General features: G+C 42.8%; 20 protein-coding genes and 1 other annotated feature. Of the genes, 12 read left to right on the forward strand and 8 right to left on the reverse strand.

Features of this window, described 5'->3' with window-relative positions; all coding sequences use genetic code 11:
* Positions 1-100 precede the first annotated feature (100 nt).
* A complete protein-coding gene (locus BUB11_RS03915; protein ID WP_242947444.1) occupies positions 101-337 on the reverse strand; it encodes a DUF6199 family natural product biosynthesis protein in 237 nt (78 codons plus the stop codon).
* A 624-nt stretch (positions 338-961) separates the two neighbouring features.
* Between BUB11_RS03915 and BUB11_RS28680 the strand changes: the two genes are divergently transcribed.
* Complete coding sequence (locus BUB11_RS28680) at positions 962-1,093, forward strand: hypothetical protein (RefSeq protein WP_282433971.1); 132 nt, start codon at positions 962-964, stop codon at positions 1,091-1,093.
* Between the two features lie 34 nt (positions 1,094-1,127).
* On the opposite strand, the gene BUB11_RS03920 is transcribed toward BUB11_RS28680, so the two are convergent.
* Positions 1,128-2,012, reverse strand: coding sequence for a phosphatidylserine decarboxylase (locus BUB11_RS03920; RefSeq protein WP_073028008.1), 885 nt, complete (start codon positions 2,010-2,012; stop codon positions 1,128-1,130).
* Positions 2,013-2,377: 365 nt separating this feature from the next.
* On the opposite strand from BUB11_RS03920, the gene BUB11_RS03925 reads away from it, so the two are divergent.
* Positions 2,378-2,545, forward strand: coding sequence for an AbrB/MazE/SpoVT family DNA-binding domain-containing protein (locus BUB11_RS03925; RefSeq protein ID WP_242947445.1), 168 nt, complete (start codon positions 2,378-2,380; stop codon positions 2,543-2,545).
* A 22-nt stretch (positions 2,546-2,567) separates the two neighbouring features.
* Entirely contained in the window at positions 2,568-2,684 is a 117-nt protein-coding gene (locus BUB11_RS03930; RefSeq protein ID WP_242947455.1) for a hypothetical protein, read from the forward strand.
* A 57-nt stretch (positions 2,685-2,741) separates the two neighbouring features.
* Here BUB11_RS03930 and BUB11_RS03935 read toward each other — a convergent pair whose 3' ends face one another.
* Together BUB11_RS03935 and lepB are read right to left on the reverse strand one after the other, a co-directional pair.
* Positions 2,742-3,293 carry an ATP-binding protein gene (locus BUB11_RS03935; protein ID WP_073028010.1) on the reverse strand — a complete coding sequence of 184 codons (552 nt, stop codon included), beginning with the start codon at positions 3,291-3,293 and terminating at the stop codon, positions 2,742-2,744.
* A gap of 560 nt (positions 3,294-3,853) precedes the next feature.
* Entirely contained in the window at positions 3,854-4,378 is a 525-nt protein-coding gene (gene lepB / locus BUB11_RS03940) for a signal peptidase I (RefSeq protein WP_073028012.1), read from the reverse strand.
* 711 nt (positions 4,379-5,089) lie between these two features.
* Between lepB and BUB11_RS03945 the strand changes: the two genes are divergently transcribed.
* Positions 5,090-6,088: a sodium:calcium antiporter gene (locus BUB11_RS03945; protein ID WP_073028014.1), complete on the forward strand. Its 999-nt coding sequence runs from the start codon at positions 5,090-5,092 to the stop codon at positions 6,086-6,088.
* On the opposite strand, the gene BUB11_RS03950 is transcribed toward BUB11_RS03945, so the two are convergent.
* Together BUB11_RS03950 and BUB11_RS03955 are read right to left on the reverse strand one after the other, a co-directional pair.
* The gene (locus BUB11_RS03950) at positions 6,057-6,932 is read right to left on the reverse strand and encodes a DMT family transporter (protein ID WP_073028015.1); all 876 of its coding nucleotides are present in this window, start codon (positions 6,930-6,932) and stop codon (positions 6,057-6,059) included. The genes BUB11_RS03945 and BUB11_RS03950 overlap by 32 nt on opposite strands.
* Before the next feature lie 144 nt (positions 6,933-7,076).
* Positions 7,077-7,844: a LysM peptidoglycan-binding domain-containing protein gene (locus BUB11_RS03955; protein WP_073028017.1), complete on the reverse strand. Its 768-nt coding sequence runs from the start codon at positions 7,842-7,844 to the stop codon at positions 7,077-7,079.
* A 344-nt stretch (positions 7,845-8,188) separates the two neighbouring features.
* Between BUB11_RS03955 and BUB11_RS03960 the strand changes: the two genes are divergently transcribed.
* Entirely contained in the window at positions 8,189-8,899 is a 711-nt protein-coding gene (locus tag BUB11_RS03960; RefSeq protein ID WP_073028018.1) for a TIGR04086 family membrane protein, read from the forward strand.
* Between the two features lie 578 nt (positions 8,900-9,477).
* Positions 9,478-10,008, forward strand: coding sequence for a nitroreductase family protein (locus tag BUB11_RS03965; RefSeq protein WP_073028020.1), 531 nt, complete (start codon positions 9,478-9,480; stop codon positions 10,006-10,008).
* A 283-nt stretch (positions 10,009-10,291) separates the two neighbouring features.
* Here the strand turns inward: BUB11_RS03965 and BUB11_RS03970 are convergent, their stop codons facing one another.
* Positions 10,292-12,250, reverse strand: a complete 1,959-nt coding sequence (locus BUB11_RS03970; RefSeq protein WP_084110143.1) for a cell wall-binding repeat-containing protein — start codon at positions 12,248-12,250, stop codon at positions 10,292-10,294.
* A gap of 330 nt (positions 12,251-12,580) precedes the next feature.
* Between BUB11_RS03970 and BUB11_RS03975 the strand changes: the two genes are divergently transcribed.
* On the forward strand, positions 12,581-13,957 hold the full coding sequence (locus BUB11_RS03975; RefSeq protein WP_427846296.1) for an FMN-binding glutamate synthase family protein: 1,377 nt from the start codon (positions 12,581-12,583) through the stop codon (positions 13,955-13,957).
* A 233-nt stretch (positions 13,958-14,190) separates the two neighbouring features.
* Here the strand turns inward: BUB11_RS03975 and BUB11_RS26825 are convergent, their stop codons facing one another.
* Positions 14,191-14,388: a hypothetical protein gene (locus BUB11_RS26825; protein ID WP_143187532.1), complete on the reverse strand. Its 198-nt coding sequence runs from the start codon at positions 14,386-14,388 to the stop codon at positions 14,191-14,193.
* Positions 14,389-14,511: 123 nt separating this feature from the next.
* Here BUB11_RS26825 and BUB11_RS03980 point away from each other — a divergent pair, with 123 nt between their 5' ends.
* The 5 genes from BUB11_RS03980 (at position 14,512) to BUB11_RS03995 (ending at position 20,532) form a co-directional block, all read left to right on the forward strand.
* On the forward strand, positions 14,512-15,591 hold the full coding sequence (locus BUB11_RS03980; protein WP_073028021.1) for a hypothetical protein: 1,080 nt from the start codon (positions 14,512-14,514) through the stop codon (positions 15,589-15,591).
* Between the two features lie 32 nt (positions 15,592-15,623).
* Positions 15,624-16,019 carry a hypothetical protein gene (locus BUB11_RS03985; RefSeq protein ID WP_073028023.1) on the forward strand — a complete coding sequence of 132 codons (396 nt, stop codon included), beginning with the start codon at positions 15,624-15,626 and terminating at the stop codon, positions 16,017-16,019.
* Positions 16,016-16,471 (forward strand): hypothetical protein, encoded by a 456-nt coding sequence (locus BUB11_RS03990; RefSeq protein ID WP_073028024.1) that lies wholly within the window; start codon positions 16,016-16,018, stop codon positions 16,469-16,471. Before BUB11_RS03985 ends, BUB11_RS03990 begins: the two co-directional genes overlap by 4 nt.
* Before the next feature lie 344 nt (positions 16,472-16,815).
* Positions 16,816-17,029 (forward strand) — a binding site (T-box leader).
* 231 nt (positions 17,030-17,260) lie between these two features.
* The gene (locus tag BUB11_RS27985) at positions 17,261-17,404 is read left to right on the forward strand and encodes a hypothetical protein (RefSeq protein WP_207650023.1); all 144 of its coding nucleotides are present in this window, start codon (positions 17,261-17,263) and stop codon (positions 17,402-17,404) included.
* Between the two features lie 464 nt (positions 17,405-17,868).
* Complete coding sequence (locus tag BUB11_RS03995) at positions 17,869-20,532, forward strand: valine--tRNA ligase (protein ID WP_073028026.1); 2,664 nt, start codon at positions 17,869-17,871, stop codon at positions 20,530-20,532.
* Positions 20,533-20,651: the final 119 nt, after the last annotated feature.

A 20,651-nucleotide genomic window follows, 5' to 3' on the forward strand; every position in this document is an offset into this window, starting at 1 on the left:
AATGCTTTTGAATTTTGTTTTTATACCTTACTACTGATACGCATATCCTGCTGATGTGTCGCATAATAAGAATGACATTCATTAGTCTGCATTAGTATCTTCACCTAACTAGGAACCAAATAATGATTAAAAAGGCAACAGCTAATATTCTGTTAATTATTAAATACACTTCACTCGGCTCAGCATTTTTGTATTTCCATCCTTCAGAAATCATCCAACCGATTTTCGGGTTAAAAATATAAATAAGTAGAAATGCACTTGCAATAATTTTCAAAAAGAAAGGCATTTCAATTTCCTCCCCACTTTTTTCATTCCTGTTTGACCCATCTCCAAGCAAAGGGGATAATATGGAGTTCTCTTTATTGAGGGTATTCTACACTTTATATAAACAGTGCGGCAAGAGCGTATTTTCCTACTTCCATAACTTAATATTACCATCAATTTTACCTGGTTTTAGTACAAATTCTTCCGTCTTACCCTAAAATTATCTTCGCTTCGTAGGTATCATTTTCCCGGGAATTGGGACACTGCCTCCACCTAGCTTGATACCGTGCCTAGGCATTTTAGGTGTTATTTCATGTGTTAGATAGTCACCACTTCCTCTAGTAACGATGCTGTACTCTATAGGAATTGTGAAGACAACCTCTTTTCCACCATTAAGTCCAGAAAGGATTAATTGATATACCTGCTCCGCCTTCCTTAGAATATCAATATCATCTTAAGACGACTTATTATCTCATAATTTTTGTGAAAAATAAGGGGGAATCTGTTTCATAGATATAAAAAGCCTCTAACTACGGTAATGTAAAGACTTTACTAACTATCTAATGCTATGGATTTTGTGCCGTTCGAACCTTCACTTTCTCAATACCTCATGTTAGATACATTTTTTAACTGGTATAACGAGGGCATAACTGTAAAACCTAAATTGTCAATATAATATTGCAAGGAGGTCTTAGGAATGTTTGGTATAAAAATGAGAACTAGAAAGACAGATAGTTTGTTTAGCCCTCCTTCGTTATTCATCCTTGCCCTAGCTACTGGAGCTGCAATTTGGATAAGTAAAACAAGGGAATGCGAAGAAGATTGTTAAGTATCAAAGCCGTCCGAAAAGGACGGCTTCTTAATTATCTAATGGCTTTCTCTCCTATTTTTTCACCCATAACTACACTTGTTTCATGTCCTTTATTTGTCTGAGCAATGATATCTTCATCAATGCTTACCTTACCTTTTTCAAAAAATAATAGGGTAGTAGAGCCGCCAAATTTAAAGTACCCTTTTTCATCCCCTTTTTTTACTATTTCTCTTGGAGAATAGGTTTGTATTATTGAACCGACAAAGGTTGCACCTACTTCTACACATAATACATCACCAAAGTTATCTGAATGAAAAATACTCCATTCTCTTTTATTCTTACAGAAAAGCTCAGTTACCGCCTTTAGTGCAATTGGATTCACAGAGTAATAATCACCTTTTATTTTTTTTGTTTCTTCGCAGATACCGTTATCTATAAAGTTAAACCTATGATAATCTGTGGGACTAAGTCGAAGAATTAGGCAGGTACCTTCTGAAAACTTTGACGCCATACTGGGATCATCGATAAGCTTACTAAAGCTATACGTATACCCTTTAATTTGAACTAATTTATTCAAGTCAATATTGTCATAGGCTACAAGTTTGCCATCACCAGGCGATATTAGTGAACCTAATGCCCTATCTATGGGTCTAGTAAGCTTTCTAGTAAAAAAATCATTAAATGATTCAAATTGTTCTAGTTTTTTTTCGCAGAGAGACAGATCAATACCAAATTCACTAACAAAAGACGGAATCTTTTTTCTGCTTATTTTGCTATCACAAAAGAAGCCATATAGCTTAGAAAAAAGTTTTTTCTTTACAATTAATTCTAATAGCTTCATTCCAACAGGTGAAGAATAAGTCCACTTTAGATACGTATTTCCTGCTACTTGCTCAGTTTCATATGTCTTAGTTTCTCTATTATAAACTATAATCATAACTAAACCTCTTTTGTGTAAATAATAATAAATAAGTACTTTCGTTATATATGGTTGTCAATTTTATAATAGTTCAACTCCGTAAATTCTACTAAATGAGGTACGAAATTATGTGAACTAGCGCGTTTCTAGGTTACATAGAAAAACTGACTATTATTATCGGAAATATAGAACTCTGCTAAATCAGAACGAAGCTTAACGAGTAAAACACCTCACCAAGAGATATCGGGTACCAATCTCCAGCCCAAAATATGTTTTTCTTTGCTTCATTATAGCTTTGGGCATACTCAATGACAAATGTTGATAAATTTCATTACAATGTATATTTTTTGTATAAACTAAATAAAAAAATGAGGTGACACACTATGGAGGCAATGGCCCGGAAATGGGGAAATAGCATTGGTATAAGAATACCGGCTTCAATGGCTAATTCAATAAAAATTAATGACGGGACCCCAATTGATATCGAACTTGATGGAGATAAGATCATCGTCACTCGAAAAAAATACGATTTAAAAGAATTACTTGCATGAACAGCAAGGGACCAGACCTGCTTTGGTTATATCCGCAAAGGAATATAATAGCAAGACCGGGATGGGTATTTTTTGCCCGATTACCAGTCGGGTAAAAGGATTTCCATTCGAAGTTAAACTTCCGGAGAGATGGCGCTGAAATTCAGGCTCTTTTTGATGCCTGAGATAAGATGACTTAAGAGATAAATGCATTCATTTACATATCAAGCCGTTTCAAGTGTTCCTTTACTATATTCGTACGTTCTTCTACAGTCTTATCGCCCTCTATTTTTAAAATTGGACAGGGTAATTTTGAAAGCCAAAGATCATGTAAAGCCTTACTTCTCATGTCAGGTCCAGCTTCATCATATTTCGAAGCCCACTCTACAAATTCTTTATGCATTTGATACATCTTCCCACTTTGTTCTATTTCCATTCCATACCTTTGTCTATCCCTCTCAATTAGTCTTTTTATCCGAATTTCCTTTGGTAGTGACAGATAGACTACTAAATCGAAGTACGGGATGAAAATATCCCCCCAACCACATAACGAACCTGACAAAATCCATTTAGATGTACTATTCAAATCTTTTTTTAAAAGTTCTTGACGCTCTTCTATTTTTCTCTTTTGTGTAAATGGTACATCAGTGGAGGTCCAAAAATAATCATCCGTATCAAAATGACAATAACCTATTTCCTTTGATAAAGCCTTCGCAAGAGTTGTTGTCCCTGAAGCAGATGCACCTAAAATATGAATTCTTTTTATCATTGATATTTCCCTCCGTCTCAATTCTTTGTCATCGGGGGATTTACCGTCGAGGACGTGTAGGTTCAACAACATATAGAAGATAAACATTGGGCAAATATATTAAGTGTTAGAAATATTAGTAAGCAACGAATGATTTATCCTACAAGAATATTTAATGTCGATGGAGATGTATTAACAAAGATTTCTGCCACAATAAAATCACAAATTGCGTTAAGATAATTGTTGTCTTTGATTAGATTTTATGGTATTATTATGCCATCTTACATGAAGCCTTCGGGGCTTGACGTTTTCGATCTTTTATGAAAGGCCGCCTATTTTATAGGTGGTCTTTTGCTTATGTAATATGTTTCTTCGCAAGGGGGCTTTCCACCATGTTACAGGAATACTAAAATCATTCGTCACCGATGAATTCGTACCTTTAATTTCCATATTTCTTTTGTATTTAAAGTTAAGCAAACGTTGTATTTAAATAACCAAACGACAAACTTATGATAAGAGGAATGTCGGTAATCTGCTTTTTGCCAGGTTCAATGCCAATTCGTTTGACGTATTTACCTACTTTAGCTGTCTAACTTTCCGAATGCATTAAATGGCCAATAACGAATCCAAACTTTCCCCGTGATGTTTTGCTTGGGCAAAAAACCCCACATGTGGCTGTCATTACTGTTTCGGCGATTATCCCCTAGGACAAAGTATGAATCCGCCGGAATTGTAACAGGATCGTATTGGTAATCCGGCTTTTCAAGAAGGTAATCTTCCTCAAGCGCTGTTCCATTGACCAGAACATTTCCATCCTTAACCTGAATTTCCTCTCCAGGCAGTCCGATGACTCTCTTTACGAGATCGTCTTTTTCGCCGGATTTTGCAGTAGGATGGAATACGACTATGTCCCCACGCTCTATTTCACTAAACTTGAACAGCAGTTTATCTACGAGCAATCTATCTTGCAATTGGATGGTGGGCAACATGGAGCCTGAAGGCACGATCCTGTTATCTAAAAGAAACGTTCTGACAATGAATGACAGAATAAGAGCAAAGGCTAATATCTGAACCAATTCGAATAGATTTTTCCACCGAGAATTCAAACCATAGTCCCCCTTTACAGTCTGGAATCGGAGTTCTCAGGTCAACGGAAGAGCTAGCTTGACCGAAATTTTAATTTAGCATTCCATTAATGAGACCAATTTTATACTCATTTAATCATATAAGAACGAGAAAAGCCAGGAACTCTGATAGGCTTCCCTTAGATATGCTTGTTTCAAAGGTACGGACACCATGAACGGTTAGAGAGTTATCGTTAAGATAGCTCCTTTTTTATTGTACAGGAAAGTATAAAATTTTTGCTTTGTGGATAACTGATTTGAGCGCGTGCGACAGCACGCTTTTTTTATTACTATGGCAGTTACAGTGGCATTTTCATCATCTCATCTCCTTTGGGTCTATATAGTACAAAGTTTGTTAGGAGATGGTAGGGGATGTAACGAAACTTGTTTTCTGGTTTATTTCATCCCCACTCTATTTGTTAATCCCCTTATATAATAGAGGACTGTTCACCACTTCAAAGGTGTACAGTCCTCTTTCTTGGGATAACCCACCACCAGCTTGAAAAAAATCTCAAGTTTCGTTACGGCCCCTTCATGTCCAAAAGAAGGATCTTGGCTTTTCTGCTTTGGAAGAGGGTTGTTTTATCATAAAAAAATCTCACTCCAGTATAGTTATAGAGTGAGAACTATCAGTAATTAGCCTGTATGGTGGGAGACCCTCGGGAGATAAGCATAAAGAAGGGAGGGGAACATTTGAGAGATATAGGACTGCTCATTATAAGCTTAGGTATCATTTTGATTGGAGCGGAAGCCTTTACCAATGGAATTGAGTGGCTGGGAAGACGACTCAAACTTGGAGCGGGTGCCGTTGGGAGTATTTTCGCGGCGGTTGGCACAGCCTTACCCGAGACCATGGTTCCTATTATGGCCATTTTAGGCGGAGGCGTAGGACCGGAAGGTGCGGAGATAGGCATAGGAGCTATTCTAGGTGCCCCATTTATGTTAGCGACGGTAGCTTTTTTTATTACGGGAGTTGCTGCATTGTTTTTTCGCCGACGGAATGTTCCTTTACGGCTGGATGCTAAAGTCGTAAGACACGATCTGAAGTTTTTTCTCATTGTTTATTCTTTGGCTATATTGGCATCCTTTTTACCCACTCAAACCCTTAAAAATGGAGCAGCGATGACTTTGGTTACAGCCTATGTGATCTATGTATACCAGACAATACGTGATTGCAAGGATGGTTGCCAACATGAAGAATTAGCACCCCTTTATATGGACAGGAGCTCCGGTAACCCGAGCATGTCCATGATACTCTTGCAAATCACCTTGGCTTTGATAGCAATTGTCTTTGGGGCAGATCGCTTTGTCAACGCAGTGCAACCCATTGCTGTAGCCGTTGGAATTCCGGTATTTGTGCTTGCCTTAATTATTACGCCCATTGCCACAGAGTTACCGGAAAAGTTTAATAGTGTTCTTTGGATTCGGAAGGGCAAAGACACCCTAGCCATGGGAAACCTAACCGGAGCCATGGTGTTCCAAAGCTCCGTAATCCCTGCCATCGGAATTGCTCTTACGCCCTGGAAACTGGATGCCTTGGCATTGTGGAGTGCACTGCTGGCATTAGGAGCTGCGATTATACCCTACATTTCCCTGAGTCGAAAAGGGGCAATTTATCCCACCACCCTCCTGATTGGAGGAGCTTTTTACCTGCTGTTTATTATGACGGTGATTCGCTTTGCGATCCACTAAACTCTGCGATCAGCATACCCGTTAAGACTAGTCCCGCACCAAAAAATCCCTTAGGGCTTAATAGCTCACCGGCAAGAAAATAGGCAGAGGCGGCGGCAAAAACAGGTTCCATAGAAAAAATGAGGGCGGTGTGGGTGGAAGTAGTGAATTGCTGCATTTTGGTTTGAACAAAGAAAGCCAGTGAAGTTGCAGGAATCGCGGTAACCAGTAAAGCAAACCAAGCTGTTGAGCTGAAGTGAATTGCGGGCTGTGGGAAAAGAAGGGTAGCAAGCCCACTTAGAACGCTTACAGTAAGAATTTGAAAACTGGCTAAAACTGTAGCATTTGTTTGAGGAGCATAACGTCCAACAAAGAAAATATGTAAGGCGAAGCTTAAGGCACAAACAAGAATCATCAGGTCGCCCCGATTAAGTTGAAAACTGTTGCCTAAGGAAAGGAAAGCAAGACCGGTCAAAGCACATAGGATTCCGAAGATTAGGTTTCGGCTGGGAAGCTTCCGGGTCGTTAAGGTGACTAAGGCCGGAACAAAGACGACAGAGAGCCCGGTAATAAACCCTGCATTTGAGGAGGTCGTATATTGCAAACCGACTGTTTGCCAAGCATAGCCGGAGAAAAGGAAGACTCCCGCAGTTGCACCACAGAGTAAGGAGGCTTTATTAATATGATTTCTTTGGAACCAGAGGAATGGTAATAAACTCACAAATGCAAGGGCAAAGCGAACCGCCAGAAAGGGGAATGGTGGGAGATCCTCGATGGCCCATTTGACAATGACGAAGGTTGAACCCCAAACTAGGGTAACCAAAAGCAAAGAAAGATCAGCCCCATGGCTTTTGCTTAGTTTCAATCCGATTACTTCCTTTCTAATATAAAAAGGTCGTTGCGTAAGATACGCAACGACCTATTCTGATCAAGGACAGAAATTATGGTTGTGGCACTGGATTACGATATTCCTAGTATAACGGATCTAATGCCAACTGAAAAGAGGTAATTAACCTCTTCCTCCGTCATGAGGTCCCGGGAGATCAATGATCGGAACAGGCTCAGGCTCCTCAATCGGGGTATAGATTGGGGGGGGAGAACATGGCGGAGGCGGAGGCGGAGAAAATTCACTGCAGTATTGTTGCTTCGCTTGACAGAATAAGTGGTAGTGGCGTTCTTCATCAGCTGCTATTTCAGTTAGGATGCATTGAATTTCTGGAATAGGTATTTTTTCTGCGAGCTCAAGATACTCGCGATGGTCTCTGGCCTCATCCTCAATGTTAGAGTCAAGGAGCATGCAAAGGTCGGTGGTATAATTGACAAAACGAGATCGCCAATCGACCCAATGACCACAGCTTAATGAGCCGTATTTGGGGTCGACACCCAGATGACGCAAGGCGAGGGCTAATTTCTCCAGGTGTTGCATTTCATCATAGGCAATAGGCCTTAACAAGGCATCGAATTCCGGACGGTCTAAAAGTACTGCCTGATAAAGGTAAGTTGTAATCGCCGTTAATTCCGAATCCTTCCCTGCATAGGCCTCATACAGCCACATGGCATATGTATAGGTAGGTTCGGGAATTTGTATAGGTGCAGGCTCTGACGGCGGTTGTTCACAGGTTCCTTGGAATGGAAGAAGCAAAACTTGACCTGCATAAATTCGATCAGGATGCTTTAAATTATTAAGATGGATGATTTCAGCCATTTCAATGTTGTAGGCTTTAGCTATTTTATAGATGGTATCCCCGGCATTAACGATATAGCGTGCGTAATCCATTAGGAAATCCTCCCTTTTTTATACTAGCCAGAAAGTATAACTTTTCGTTATATACTTTCTGGAAGCATAAGTGCAACTAAGCTACCGCCTGCGGTCCCTTCTCGCCGTCCATGGCTACAGGGACACTTGGACATCCCTGTCCTGCGCCTATGGCTGACAGAATGATTAATACGTGCGAAGACAGTGTCTTCGGGCGCTAGCCAAGTTTTCTTTATGTCATAGCACACTATATTCGAGAAGAAAGAGACATGATAATGGATAATAATGGGTTGGAAAATGGAATGAATTGGACGAGTCCGACGTAGTTATGTATAGAACTATCTTGAAAAAGGAGGAGTGCGGGAGTGGGTTCATATGTCTTAAGGGGAATCACCACGGCCTTACTTGTCACGGTACTTACTCTTTTCGCCGGTATTGTATGGAGTTCCATGGGCCTGGGAGGGTTAAGTATTTCTAAATTGTTAGATATCGGGCTTTTAGCAAGTTGTCTGGTGGGTGGGTACCGCACAGCCAAGGAAAGTAAAGTGTGGTATATGGGCGGAGTTGCCGGGGCAGGCTATGTTACAGTGGGAACGTTGTTGTTGGCACTGTTTTTACCAATCCGGGGATTGGGTTTTATCCAAATCCTTGGAGAAGGGGCGCTCATTGGCCTAGTGGCAGGAGCTTTTGGAGCAGGAAAAAAGGCAACGGTTTCGACTCGTTTTACCCCTTCCTATGCGGGATTTGGCAGGGAAGATCGTGGCAGCAGCAATTTTGAGTGGGATACTGAAGAAGACATTGCCCCAAGGGCAAACCCTTCCAAGCTAAATTGGATCGACAGCTATGATGAGGAGTTCGCGGAGGTTTCAGAAACAAGGCGTGAACCTGTCATAGAATGGCCTTGGGACAGGGAACCTGAGACTAAGAATGAGACTGCGAATGGGGCTAAGAATAAGACCAAGAATGAAACTACGAATGAGATTGCCATTGCGACAAGAGCGCCAAATCAGGTGCGAAATGATTTGGTAGTGTGGGATAGAGGAGAGGAAAAAGCAAAGCCTTGGTGGGAGCAATAACAAGAAAAATCGGAAAATTATATGATTCACGCAGGAATTTGAAGTAATTAGTCAGAATAAGATAAGTACAACCAGAGCTAAAACTTCTGCTCAGCTGAGAGTTTGTTATCAATTCAAAGAGACTCCTACTTCTTATGAGTAGTCTTCCTTATTCGGGTTCGGTAACGAAATTCTCCAGTACGATGTTCCCCCGATGGAGAGCATCGCCGAAGCCGTGGTCCCAATAGGAATGCCTAACGGCGTAGGATAGGAGTATCGCCGAGCGCCTTTCCGATAGGAACACTTGGCGCGATGGAGGTAGAGTCCAGCCTACAGCGCGAATATATTCGTCTATGGATCTGCGCCTTCAGCATAAGGTCTATCGTCAGCGCAACAGTTGTTGTGATGGCCGTGCGCTTTCAGCGATGAATCTCCTCTGGAGACTATCGCTACAGAGGCTCACGTCACCGAAATCTCGATGTTCAGATTTAGCTGAAGGAGTGCACTAATCACCGAAGGCTTGTAGGGGAGGCCCTTCGGTTTTCAGCTTAGCTGAATGAGTTCTCTGGAAGAATTTAAATATGGGGAGGATTTTATAAATGAACTTTTTAGAATTGGCTCAGACTCGTCGAAGTTTACGTACTTACTTGGACAAGCCGGTTGAGAAGGAGAAACTGGAGTATGCTTTGGAATGCGCGCGGTTAGCGCCATCTTGGAAGAATATGCAGTGTTGGCGCTTTATTGTGATCGATGACCCAGCAGGGCGGCAATCTATGGCTGAAAGCATGGATGAAAATAACCCGGGGCGTAAAGCTCTGATGTCAGCTCCCATCGTCATTGTGCTCTGTGCAGTGATCAGGGAATCGGAAGTGTGGGAAGGCAAGGAAAATATGATGCTTGATGCGGGGCTGGCGATGGAGCATTTAATTCTTGCAGCAACAGAACAAGGACTGGGGACGTGCTGGCAGGGCCTATTTAGTGAAGAAAAAGTACGTGCTTCCTTAAATGTTCCGGAGGATGTTCGAGTTGTGGCTATGACTCCTTTGGGGTATGCAGCTGAGGAACGACGTCCGCGCCCTCGAAGGACTATGTCTGAAATGGTTTTCCATGGAAAATGGGGGCAAGCATAGGGAGCATGGCGTTACAACGCTCTCTAAGTGATATGGCGGGACAACTGTGAACTTAAACGGTTAATATAAAAATCGATTGTTTATATTAAAGAAGGGGATGTAACAAAACTTGTTTTCCGGTTTATTACATCCCCGCTCTATTTGTAATCCCCTTATATATTAGAGGACTGTTCACCACTTCAAAGGTGTACAGTCCTCTATTTTGGAATAACGCACCACCAGCTTGAAAAAATCTCAAGTTTCGTTACGGCCCCATATGCTTTCGTTTACGGAATTTCTAATCTTATTGTTGAACTTCAGCCTCGGCTTCGGCTTCAGCTTCAGCAACGTTCACGTCGGTAACCATTTTCTGAATTTCTTCAGTGGAGTTTAGGGCTGAATCTATTGCTTCAGAAATTGCAGTTTGATAGGCTGTCAAGTTCGCAGGGATAACGTCTTCTGCTGTGACACCGGCAGCAATGAGGTCATCAACAGTTACGCTTGAGGCATCTGCAGCCAGAACAATTCCTTCAATCTTTAAGATTGCTGCTGACCTTGCCGCGGAAACTTTAGCTGCTTCAGCAGCGTTTACATCGGTAACCATTTTCTGAATCTTCTCAGTGGAGTCCAAGGCTGAGTTTTCAGCTACGAAAATCGCGGCTTGATAAGCGGCCAGGTTTGCTTCAATAACATCAGTTGCAGTGACTCCGGCGACAATGAGATCATCAACAGTCACGCTTGAGGCATCTGCAGCTAGGACAATTCCATCAATCTTTAAGATGGCTGCTGCTTTTGCCGCTGCAGCTTTAGCAGCGTTCACGTCGGTAACCATTTTCTGAATCTTTTCAGTGGAGTTAAGTGCAGAGTCTGCAGCTGCAGAAATCGAAGTTTGGTAAGCGGCCAGGTTTGCAGCGATAACATCATCTGCATTGACACCAGCGGTAATGAGATCTTGAACAGTTACGTTTGAGGCATCTGCAACTAGGGTAATCTCATCAATCTTTTTGATGGCTGCAGCTTTTGCCTCAGCAGCTTTGACTGCTTCAGCAACGTTTACATCGGTAACCAATTTTTGAATTTCTTCGGTGGAGTCGAGCTCCAACTCTGCTGCGCCGGAAATGGCAGTTTGATAAGCCTCCAGATTCACTTCAAGAACATCAGCCTTTGTCACGCCTGCATCTAAGAGATCTTGAACAGATATAGATGAGGCATCCTCACCTTCTACAATACCTTCAATTTTCACAAGAGCGGCTGCTTTTGCCTCCGCGGCAACTTGAGCTGCAACTATATCCGCAAGTACGCTGTCCGAAATTACGGCTGTACCGCCTAAAGCAGTTACTACGCTGGCAGCAGACAGTTTACTGCTCGCATATTCTGTGCCTTCATTGGCACTGCCTTTAGTGAGAACAATACCGGCATTGAATTGAGCAGCCAGAGGGGCTCCTGCTAAAGCATCGATGGCAGTTTCGCCATTGGCTAAGAAAACCTTATCATACTCTAAAACATCGTCAAAGGCTTTAAGCACTGCTACGTTCGTATCATAGGCTGTGTTGCCGAAGTAGCGGTTAGCGCCAGGAAGCTCAGCTTTGACAGTTTCACTGATGACAGCTGTTCCACCAATAACATCCGTTGAGATAACACTTTCATTTTCAGTCAGAAACTCTCCAACACTTTCAGGAAGAGAATTAGCCTCTGTTAAGAGAATTGGCTGAGTTTGAGCGGAAGCTATCGAAGCGATAGAGAGTGCATCTTGATTTAACCAACCGTAAGCAACTGCGACTTTGCTTATTGAAGCACCGAGTTCCACCATTTTATTAGCGATATTGACAGAGGTTTCGAATCGATCTTTTCCGCCAAGGGAAACAACTGTAATATCCATCTCAGCAAGCTCGTTTAAAACTGCTTGACTAATGACTGCCGTACCACTGGTAACATAAACTTTTTTAACTTCGAGTTTAATAAGTTCAGCTTTAGTGGCTTCATTCAGAACTGAACCAGCCTCTTGCAGAAGGATAGGAGCTTCAAGGAAGGAGGCAAGCGGTCCTGCAGTCAGTGCATCAACCATGCCATAAGAAGTAGAGGAGGCCAAAATAGCAGTGCCTGTCCACCCGGTTTGTTCAGCAATTGCTACAGCAGTTTCTGGGGCGGTTATTCCTGCTAAGCGTTGCGGGACTGTTCCTGCTGCCAATACATTGAAAGGAAGCATGCTGAGGGTCATACCTGCGATGGCTAAGGCAGCTAAGGTTTTTTTAGTTTTATTCATTAAGTTTTTTCCTCCTCGTTTTTGGACTGTTTTGTGAGACAACTGTTAAGTTTTCTAGTAATCTCTTATAAATCTCTTAAAAAGTAAATGAAAATGTTTTAAGTGAACAATGATTACCCGATATACTTCGCTAAAAAACGAAAAATCCTTTTTCTTACAAATGGTATTTGAATTCCAGAGATGGAAAATTTAGCTTAGTTGGCGAATATTATTGACTGAGAAGTACAGACTAAGCTTGTTAAGCTTAGGGTATTGGTTGCTTGAATTAAATAGGTGGAGGATTGACCTTTGTTGTTACAGACGGCCCTGCTCATTGTTGCACTTTCAGTAGTGGGAACACTTATTGCTATAGGAATTCTTTTGATTCTTTTTTATTTCGTTGGTAAACATTGGTTTCGAGCCATAGCCCAACGACTTTTTGGGTTGGTCGTAGAAAGGTTGCTGAGAGATAAGTACTCGGAAAATTTGATGGAACTTTGGAATTCAGTACGTCGTACCTCCGTACAAAACATCCTGGAAATCAGTTTGCGAGCGGAAGAGGGAAAGCTCATTCAGCGCCCCTTAGGATCACCAAAACCACTGCCCCATTACGATACTCTGATGTTTGTTGGGGCCCAAATGGCACGCTTGCCTAAAGAAGGAACGATTCCGGTAGATATGAAGGTAACCTTAGGAGCCAAAGCCGAAAAACCCCTTCAGATCGATATCCCGCTGATGATTACCGGCATGAGTTTCGGGTTAGGTCTCAGCGAAGAAGCTAAACGAGCCTTAGCAAGGGCAGCGAAACAAATGGGTACTGCCACAAATTCCGGAGAAGGACCTTTTTTACAAGAGGAACGAGACGAAGCGGGAAAGTTCATTTGGCAAATAAGTCGAAGTGAATGGGGTCACAGCTCACAAGGTATAGCCTCTGCAGATATGCTGGAAGTTCAGATGGGTCAGGGGGCCAGGGTGGGGTATTTTTCTAAAGAACCCAGTACTGTAAAGGGAAAGGCCCAAAGACTAATGGGCATTTCTCCGGTGGAATCTGTTGTTACTTCAGCAGTAACCCCGGGAATTAACACTCCTTGGGACTGGCCAAAGTATGTTTCGGATTTGCGCTCAGAAGCGGCAGGAAAACCCATTGCCATTAAGATTATGGCGACGGGGGGGTTAGAAAGAGACTTGGCCGTCTGTTTAGAAGCAGATTTTGATGTGATTGTCATCGATGGAGCCCAAGGTGCAGCCTCTGGAGCATCACCCTTGATTTGCGACGATATGGGAATTCCAAGTTTATTGGCCTTAGTTCGGGCGGAACGCTTTTTGCGGGAGCAGGGTGCTCGAAAAGAAGTGAGTTTAGTGGTTTCAGGAGGATATGTAACACCTGGGGAATGCCTTAAAGCGATTGCCTTAGGTGCGGATGCCATCTATTTAGGAACCGTTCCTCTGTTTGGATTAGTTCACAACCAAATTCAGAAGATTCTCCCCTGGGAACCCTTAACTCAGTTGATTTGGTACAATTCTCCCTATAAGCAACGTTTAGATATCCCATTGGCTAGTAAAAGTGTGGCCAATGTCCTCAAATCCATGGCTCTGGAAATGGAAGAGGGGGTTAGGGCTCTCGGAAAGACAAGTTTGTCAGAGCTTGGTCCCAATGATCTCGTGGCACTGGATGAATGGACGGCTAAAGTAACGGGAGTAAAACCTGCTTATGATTGGCAAGATTAGACTACAAAAAAAGGGTTCAAAGTTTAAATGCTCGAACCTCTTTTTGTATGCAAATTGAACTTATTCGAACGCTAATCGCCCCCTACAAGACAAACAAACTTCTAACCTTTCAGTGAGGCTCACGTTTTTGTTATGCTCTCCCTAAAAAACTTTCACCCCGTACCCGGACAACATGCTCCATATTCACATAAATCACATCGCAACCACTATGGATTCTAATGGGGCTTTTACCGTCAAAGCTCCACTCGTATCGGCCAGCGATTCAACCACCGCCGAACTTGACTTGAACTGCGCTTCCGGCATGGGATCGGCACTCCGCAAACGTAATGTCGGTAACCATTTTCGGTATTTTCTAGGATTATATGTCCCTCGACCCAGCCTTCTGGAATCTCCTGAGCGGCCATTGGGTCTTTTTCTTTAAAGAGAATCAATCAGAAATGTTAAGTATTTATTACTTGAAATATTTTTTGAATATTTAGCTATTTCATAAAGGAAAAACTTAAATATTTGTCGTATATATTAGGTGTAGTTACTAATATATGGAGGCGTCTGAAATGTTTACCATACCAAATGTGGTATTTGCTAATGATATCACACGACTTCCCAAAATAACATTAACCGAAATCTGTACAGATTTAAATTTAGATAACGGCGGATCAGCATATGAGCTTGCGCAGAGAGTATGGGAGCATATTCGCGATGGCCAAAATTCAGAGAACGTCTTGGAGAAATCCAAAAACAAATTACTTGTTGGACAAGCTTCTCTAACATGGTTTCGCTTAGAGAGCAGGGAGAGCTTAAGAGGTTCGAGGGAATTGGTCATTGAAAATGCCGGATTTAATCCCTTTGAACAAGTGAAGCTTCCCCTAAAGGAGCAGTTGACAACTGAACCAGTTTTAATTGCTGGGGCTAACGGCGAATATGTTTGCGAGTATTACTTGCGATTTATGTATAAGAATGGCGTAAAAAAAGAGTACTACGGAAATGAAATGAATATATCACCAATAAGCGAAATAACGACAGTTTATGTCAATGAAGATCTGGGTATCATTGAAGTAAGGGCAGATTCGAAAAAAGCAGAAAAAGTTGCTTCCGCTTTTGTTAGGATTTTGCGAAAAGAAATTACGCTTGAGCAAATAATTACTCCTTTTGATCAACCAATCGATGATATTGCGGACAAGCTAAATGGCGAACTCATTGATACCGTATCTAAACCGGAGCTTCTTCTGGCAGATATTAGCGCAGATGAGGCCAAAGTAGTGGTAGACATATTAGCCTCGCTAAATGAATATTTTAATACTAAGGATATTACTGTTGTCGAGACTTGCCTGAAAAAGGCTGATGAATTATTTGATGAACAAACTATCGCGGTTCCTTTTACTGCTCTTATCTTGGGGGGGATGGAACGAGTAGGCTTAGGAGGAGAACGTGAATTGCGGGGACTACCCCTTTATGACTGTTTTAATCCATATCTTGACCACCAGAGTGGATTCATCCGATTTAGCTTTCCAGACGGAGGGGTAGAAAAACCTTATACAGTAAGGGTTGGGCTAAAGAGTAAAAGTATTTATTTTAACACTCCAGCGAATGAATCTGTAGTTGAATTTGTTCGAAATCGTGTTATATTAGTATAAAGCTAAAGAAGTATTACTAAGGAGGGAACGGCATGCAAGCATACCAGATAAAGCGTAAGATTAGTCGATTTGTCGATACTGTGGCTTTCAGCCGTGTTAAACAATTTTATCCTTCAGCTGCTGCAAAGTATGCTCAAGTCCCTCTAAATGTAGCCTTTGAGGCTCTTTTACAATTAGTAATCGACGGAGAACTTATCATCAAATGGGAATTAAGGTGTCCAAATGACACTTGCATACGGAGAATAGAGCTATCAAATGATAAAGCTAAGGCAGACAGTTCTGTATTCTGCCCGTATTGCGGTATAGAATTCGATGCAAGGCCAGGTGATTACTTCCCGGTTTTTGAAGTTACTGATCAGTTTAAGGCAGATATCTATGAAGAAAAAAAAACGAACATTCGTCCGTATCTGCAGTTAGCTCAGCGTTGAAAGAGGCTGAGGTCGCATGGGACTTAGAAAAATATGTTGGAGAATCTCTTCAAGCTCCAAGGATGATACAAGTACTTGCTCCCAACGCTAAACATATATTTCTTTCTGAAGGAGGAAATAACTTGAATGATAGAAGTATTAATGGTAGTTTTAATCAATCGAAGTTGGAAAATGGTATAGCTATCCAGAGTGATGATACTGTTCAATGTTTTGGAGGCAAGCAAGAAGAATTCGAAAGAATATTTAGTGAACTAAGGACTGAAATTGAACAAATTGAAGATAGAGGTTCAAGAGAACAGGCGGAATATCTTGCCGAAGATTTAAAGGAATCTTATAAGAATAACGATAAAAAGAAAACGGAAAGAGTTTTTGGTTTATTGACAAGCATTCTCGGAGTCGCTGGTTCGATGGCGTCCCTTGCATCGCTTTTTGGAATAGTGATCAAAGTCTGACATGCAGCAAGAGAATTGATGAATTCCAGAAGTTTAGAAATCAAACTATCACCTAAATCATTGCCAAATAGCCATAATAGCGTAAAAGTTAATTGAATTAAGGTATGAAGAATCCATGCTATAATATATGTAGATATTTCGAAGTTACTCTTATACGAGTGGCTTCTTTTAGTTTGCTGAAAAAGATATGCTAATATAAAAGGAGAAAAGAAATCTATGAAACTATTCAAAAAATTAATCGCATCAATTTTAGTTTTATCTGTTTTTGTCGGTGTCGCTGGTTGTACCATTTTGACAAGATTTATTGTGCCGAGTATAATGTATTCAACTGTAAGTTAATCGAGATAAACCCAAAGAATGTGAGGAATAGTGACAATTACCGTTCAGAGAGAAGGGCCATAGCTGGAAGGCCTTTTCGGGAAACGCTAAGGTCGCACAGGAGGGGCAGAGGGGAATGAAGTACTCTCTGACGGAAAAACCCGTTAGCAATGCCAAGAGCTGAGGAAACGTTTGTTTCTCAGAATAAAGGTGGTACCACGGAAGCTTTTCGTCCTTTGCTAGGAGGAGAGGCTTTTTTTGACTTGAGTGACACGGCGCTCGGTCATACGACGCAGAGCAAACTAACCGTTTAAGCGACTGGCTTTGGGGAGCGGGGTTCATCCTTCGGCGATAGTATCATTTTAAAGAACCCGCCTACGGCGATAATCATCCTACGCCGGTAAGTATCGTTTGGAGAATAGCGGCTTCGGCGATAGTCTCCACTGGAGACTATCGTCACTGGAGACTATCGTGCCAGATGAGCCGTCCGACGACCATGGATGGTCTAGTGCCCCTGTAGCCCACGAAAACACTGTTTTCGCACGGATTAGCCTTCTTGCAGGATGGCGGGAGGGGACCCTGTACACTGCCCCGCATCTGGGGTCGGTTGCTTAAACGGAAGTTTGTTAATCTGCTTTATGTAAAGACGTTGTGCTCGTGTGACACTGCGTCCATTAAGAACCGTCCCACGTGACCCTACGTCTCCCTAAGCCTCAGAGGGTCGCGATCACACGGCGCGAAACCTTTGCGTGAGTCGTAGCCAAACTCGGCTTTAATCCGCTTGCATAAAGCAGGGCGGGAAACAGGACGTTTCCCGCCGGCCATGCGGCACGGACGCCGCTTTGGCCGAAACACATGTGTTTCGCCCTGCCCGCTTTCATAACGGATTAAAGCCCTAGTTTGGCACGACGAGCGCATGGTTGAGCAAGTGTGACGCGACCCTCCCCAGGATAAGAACTTAAGATCCGTCCTTGTTCGCTAGGGTTGTTCAGTAGAACCACAGGTTACACTAAAAGTAGACAGATCCTGCCACAGAGCTAAAAACGGCAGATTAAATAGACGAAAGGAGTTCGTTAATAATGGAAGAGAATATAGCGAAAACAGACACAGTGGAAATGGCAAAAACATATGATTCCAGCTTAGTTGAAGGCAAATGGTATCAGTATTGGGAGGATAATGGCTTCTTCCATGAAGAGGTGAATAAGGATAAGCCGGCGTTCAGTATTGTTATGCCTCCGCCGAATGTTACAGGTGCCTTGCACTTGGGTCATGCCATGGACAGTACGATTCAGGATATTTTGACGCGCTTTAAGCGGATGCAAGGGTTTAATACTCTCTGGGTTCCGGGGACGGACCACGCTGGAATTGCAACTCAAGCCAAGGTAGAGGAGCAGTTAGCGAAGGAAGGAACCAGTCGCAATGAACTGGGAAGAGAGAAATTCTTAGAACGGGTCTGGGATTGGAAAAGGCAGTATGGTGGACGAATTACGCAGCAGTTGCGCCGATTAGGTTCTTCTTGTGATTGGGAACGTGAACGCTTTACCATGGATGAAGGATGTTCACGATCCGTTCGTGAGGCTTTTGTTGATCTCTATAACAAAGGGCTCATTTATCGTGGGAATTACATAGTCAATTGGTGTCCCAAATGTCATACGACAATTTCAGATATTGAAGTGGAACATACTGATCGGGATGGCAACCTCTATCATCTGCGTTACCCGGTAAAAGGCAGCCAGGAGTCCCTGGTGGTAGCAACTACCCGACCGGAAACCATGCTGGGGGACACAGCGGTGGCTGTTCATCCACAGGATGAGCGGTATCAACATTTAATCGGTAAAACCTTGATTCTGCCCCTGATGAATCGGGAAATTCCAATTATTGCAGATGAGTACGTTGATCGTGAGTTTGGGACAGGTGCAGTGAAGATCACCCCTGCCCATGACCCTAATGACTTTGAAATTGGTCTCCGTCATAAGTTGCCTCAGATTATCGTTTTGGATAAAGAAGCGAAGATGAATGAAAATGCGGGACAGTACCAAGGAATGGATCGTTTTGAGGCACGTAAAGCGGTTGTTGAAGATTTAAAAACCGCCGGAGTGTTGGTTAAGATTGATGCCCATTCCCATGCAGTAGGGGAATGCTATCGTTGTTCTACCATCATCGAACCTTTAGTAAGTAAACAATGGTTTGTGAAAATGGGGCCCCTGGCTGAGCCTGCCATTGATGTGGTGCGTGATGGGCGATTGGAATTTGTTCCGGACCGCTTTGATAAAATTTACCTGGGTTGGATGGAAAACATCAGGGATTGGTGTATTTCCCGACAGTTATGGTGGGGGCATCGCATTCCTGTTTGGTATTGCGAGAAGTGCGGTGCTGAAATTTGTTCAAAGGAAGATCCTTCTAGCTGTCCGACCTGTGGAGCGGATCAGTTAAAGCAAGATCCTGACGTCTTAGATACCTGGTTCTCCTCGGGATTGTGGCCCTTTTCCACCTTGGGCTGGCCGGAGAAAACGCCGGAATTGGAACAATTTTATCCCACCTCTGTGTTAGTAACGGGAAGGGATATCATTTTCTTCTGGGTTGCCCGTATGATTTTTATGGCTATGGAATTTAAGAAAGAAGTTCCCTTCCCAAAAGTCATGATTCATGGACTGGTATTGGATGCTCAAGGTCGTAAAATGAGTAAATCCTTAGGCAATGGTGTAGACCCTATTGAAGTAATTGATCAGTACGGAGCAGATACCCTGCGCTTCATGCTGATTACAGGTAATACACCGGGTAATGACCTGCGTTTTCACCCTGAGCGGCTTGAAGCCACCAGAAATTTCTCCAACAAGATTTGGAATGCTTCACGTTATGTACTCTTAAATTTAGAAGACTATGAAGAGGGACCTCGCGGAGAACTCGCCTTGGCAGATCGCTGGATTTTAACCCGCTATGCATCCACAGTGGAGAATGTTACCGGGGCTCTGGAAAAGTTTGATCTTGGCGAAGCCGGACGCTTGTTATACGAGTTTATCTGGAATGAGTTCTGTGATTGGTATATTGAGCTCACAAAGCCGCGCCTCTATAATAAAGAAGATGTGTTGGCCCGGCACACTGCCCAATCCGTGCTGCTTGAAGTCCTCGAAGGAACTCTGCGACTATTGCATCCCTTTATGCCCTTTTTGACGGAAGAGATTTGGCAGAACTTCCCCGTCCAAGGAAAAAGCATCATGATGCAGCCTTGGCCTGAAGTACCTGCCTACAGAGATGCGGTGGCCGAAGGGAATATGACCCTGCTTATGGAAGCTATCAAAGCCATCCGTAATATCCGGGCGGAAATGAAGGTGTCACCCGGGCAGAAAGTGGAGATCATAATCCTCGCCCCGGATCAGACCCAACGAGCCGTGCTGGAAAACGGGAAGGCAGATATCTTGAAATTAGCCGGAGGGGCCAGTGTAGAATTGTTTGAGACTTTGACAGAGAAACCCTCTCAATCTGCAAGTGCCGTTCTGGGAGGGGTAGAAATATATCTCCCCTTAAAGGGACTGATGGATCTGGATAAGGAAGTTGCCCGTATTGAAAAGGAGATTTCTTTAGCTTTACAGGACCAACAAGTATTGGAGACTAAACTGAATAATCCGGGCTTTACCAGCAAAGCACCGGCGGCAGTCGTAGCGAAAGAACGGGAGCGACTGGAAGGACTCTCAGCTCGCAGGGTCGCTTTAGAAGAGCGCTTAAACGAGTTGAAGCAAGGCTAGCTTCAAGGTTGTATTTAATTTAAAAGGGATTAAACTAAAAGGGATGATACGCCTTAACTTTAGCAGGTTAAAGCCTAGCTGGTTGCTAAGAAAAATTTAGTTGGCATTAGTGTTGCAGG

Source organism: Desulfosporosinus lacus DSM 15449 (genome assembly GCF_900129935.1).
GTDB lineage: Bacteria > Bacillota > Desulfitobacteriia > Desulfitobacteriales > Desulfitobacteriaceae > Desulfosporosinus > Desulfosporosinus lacus.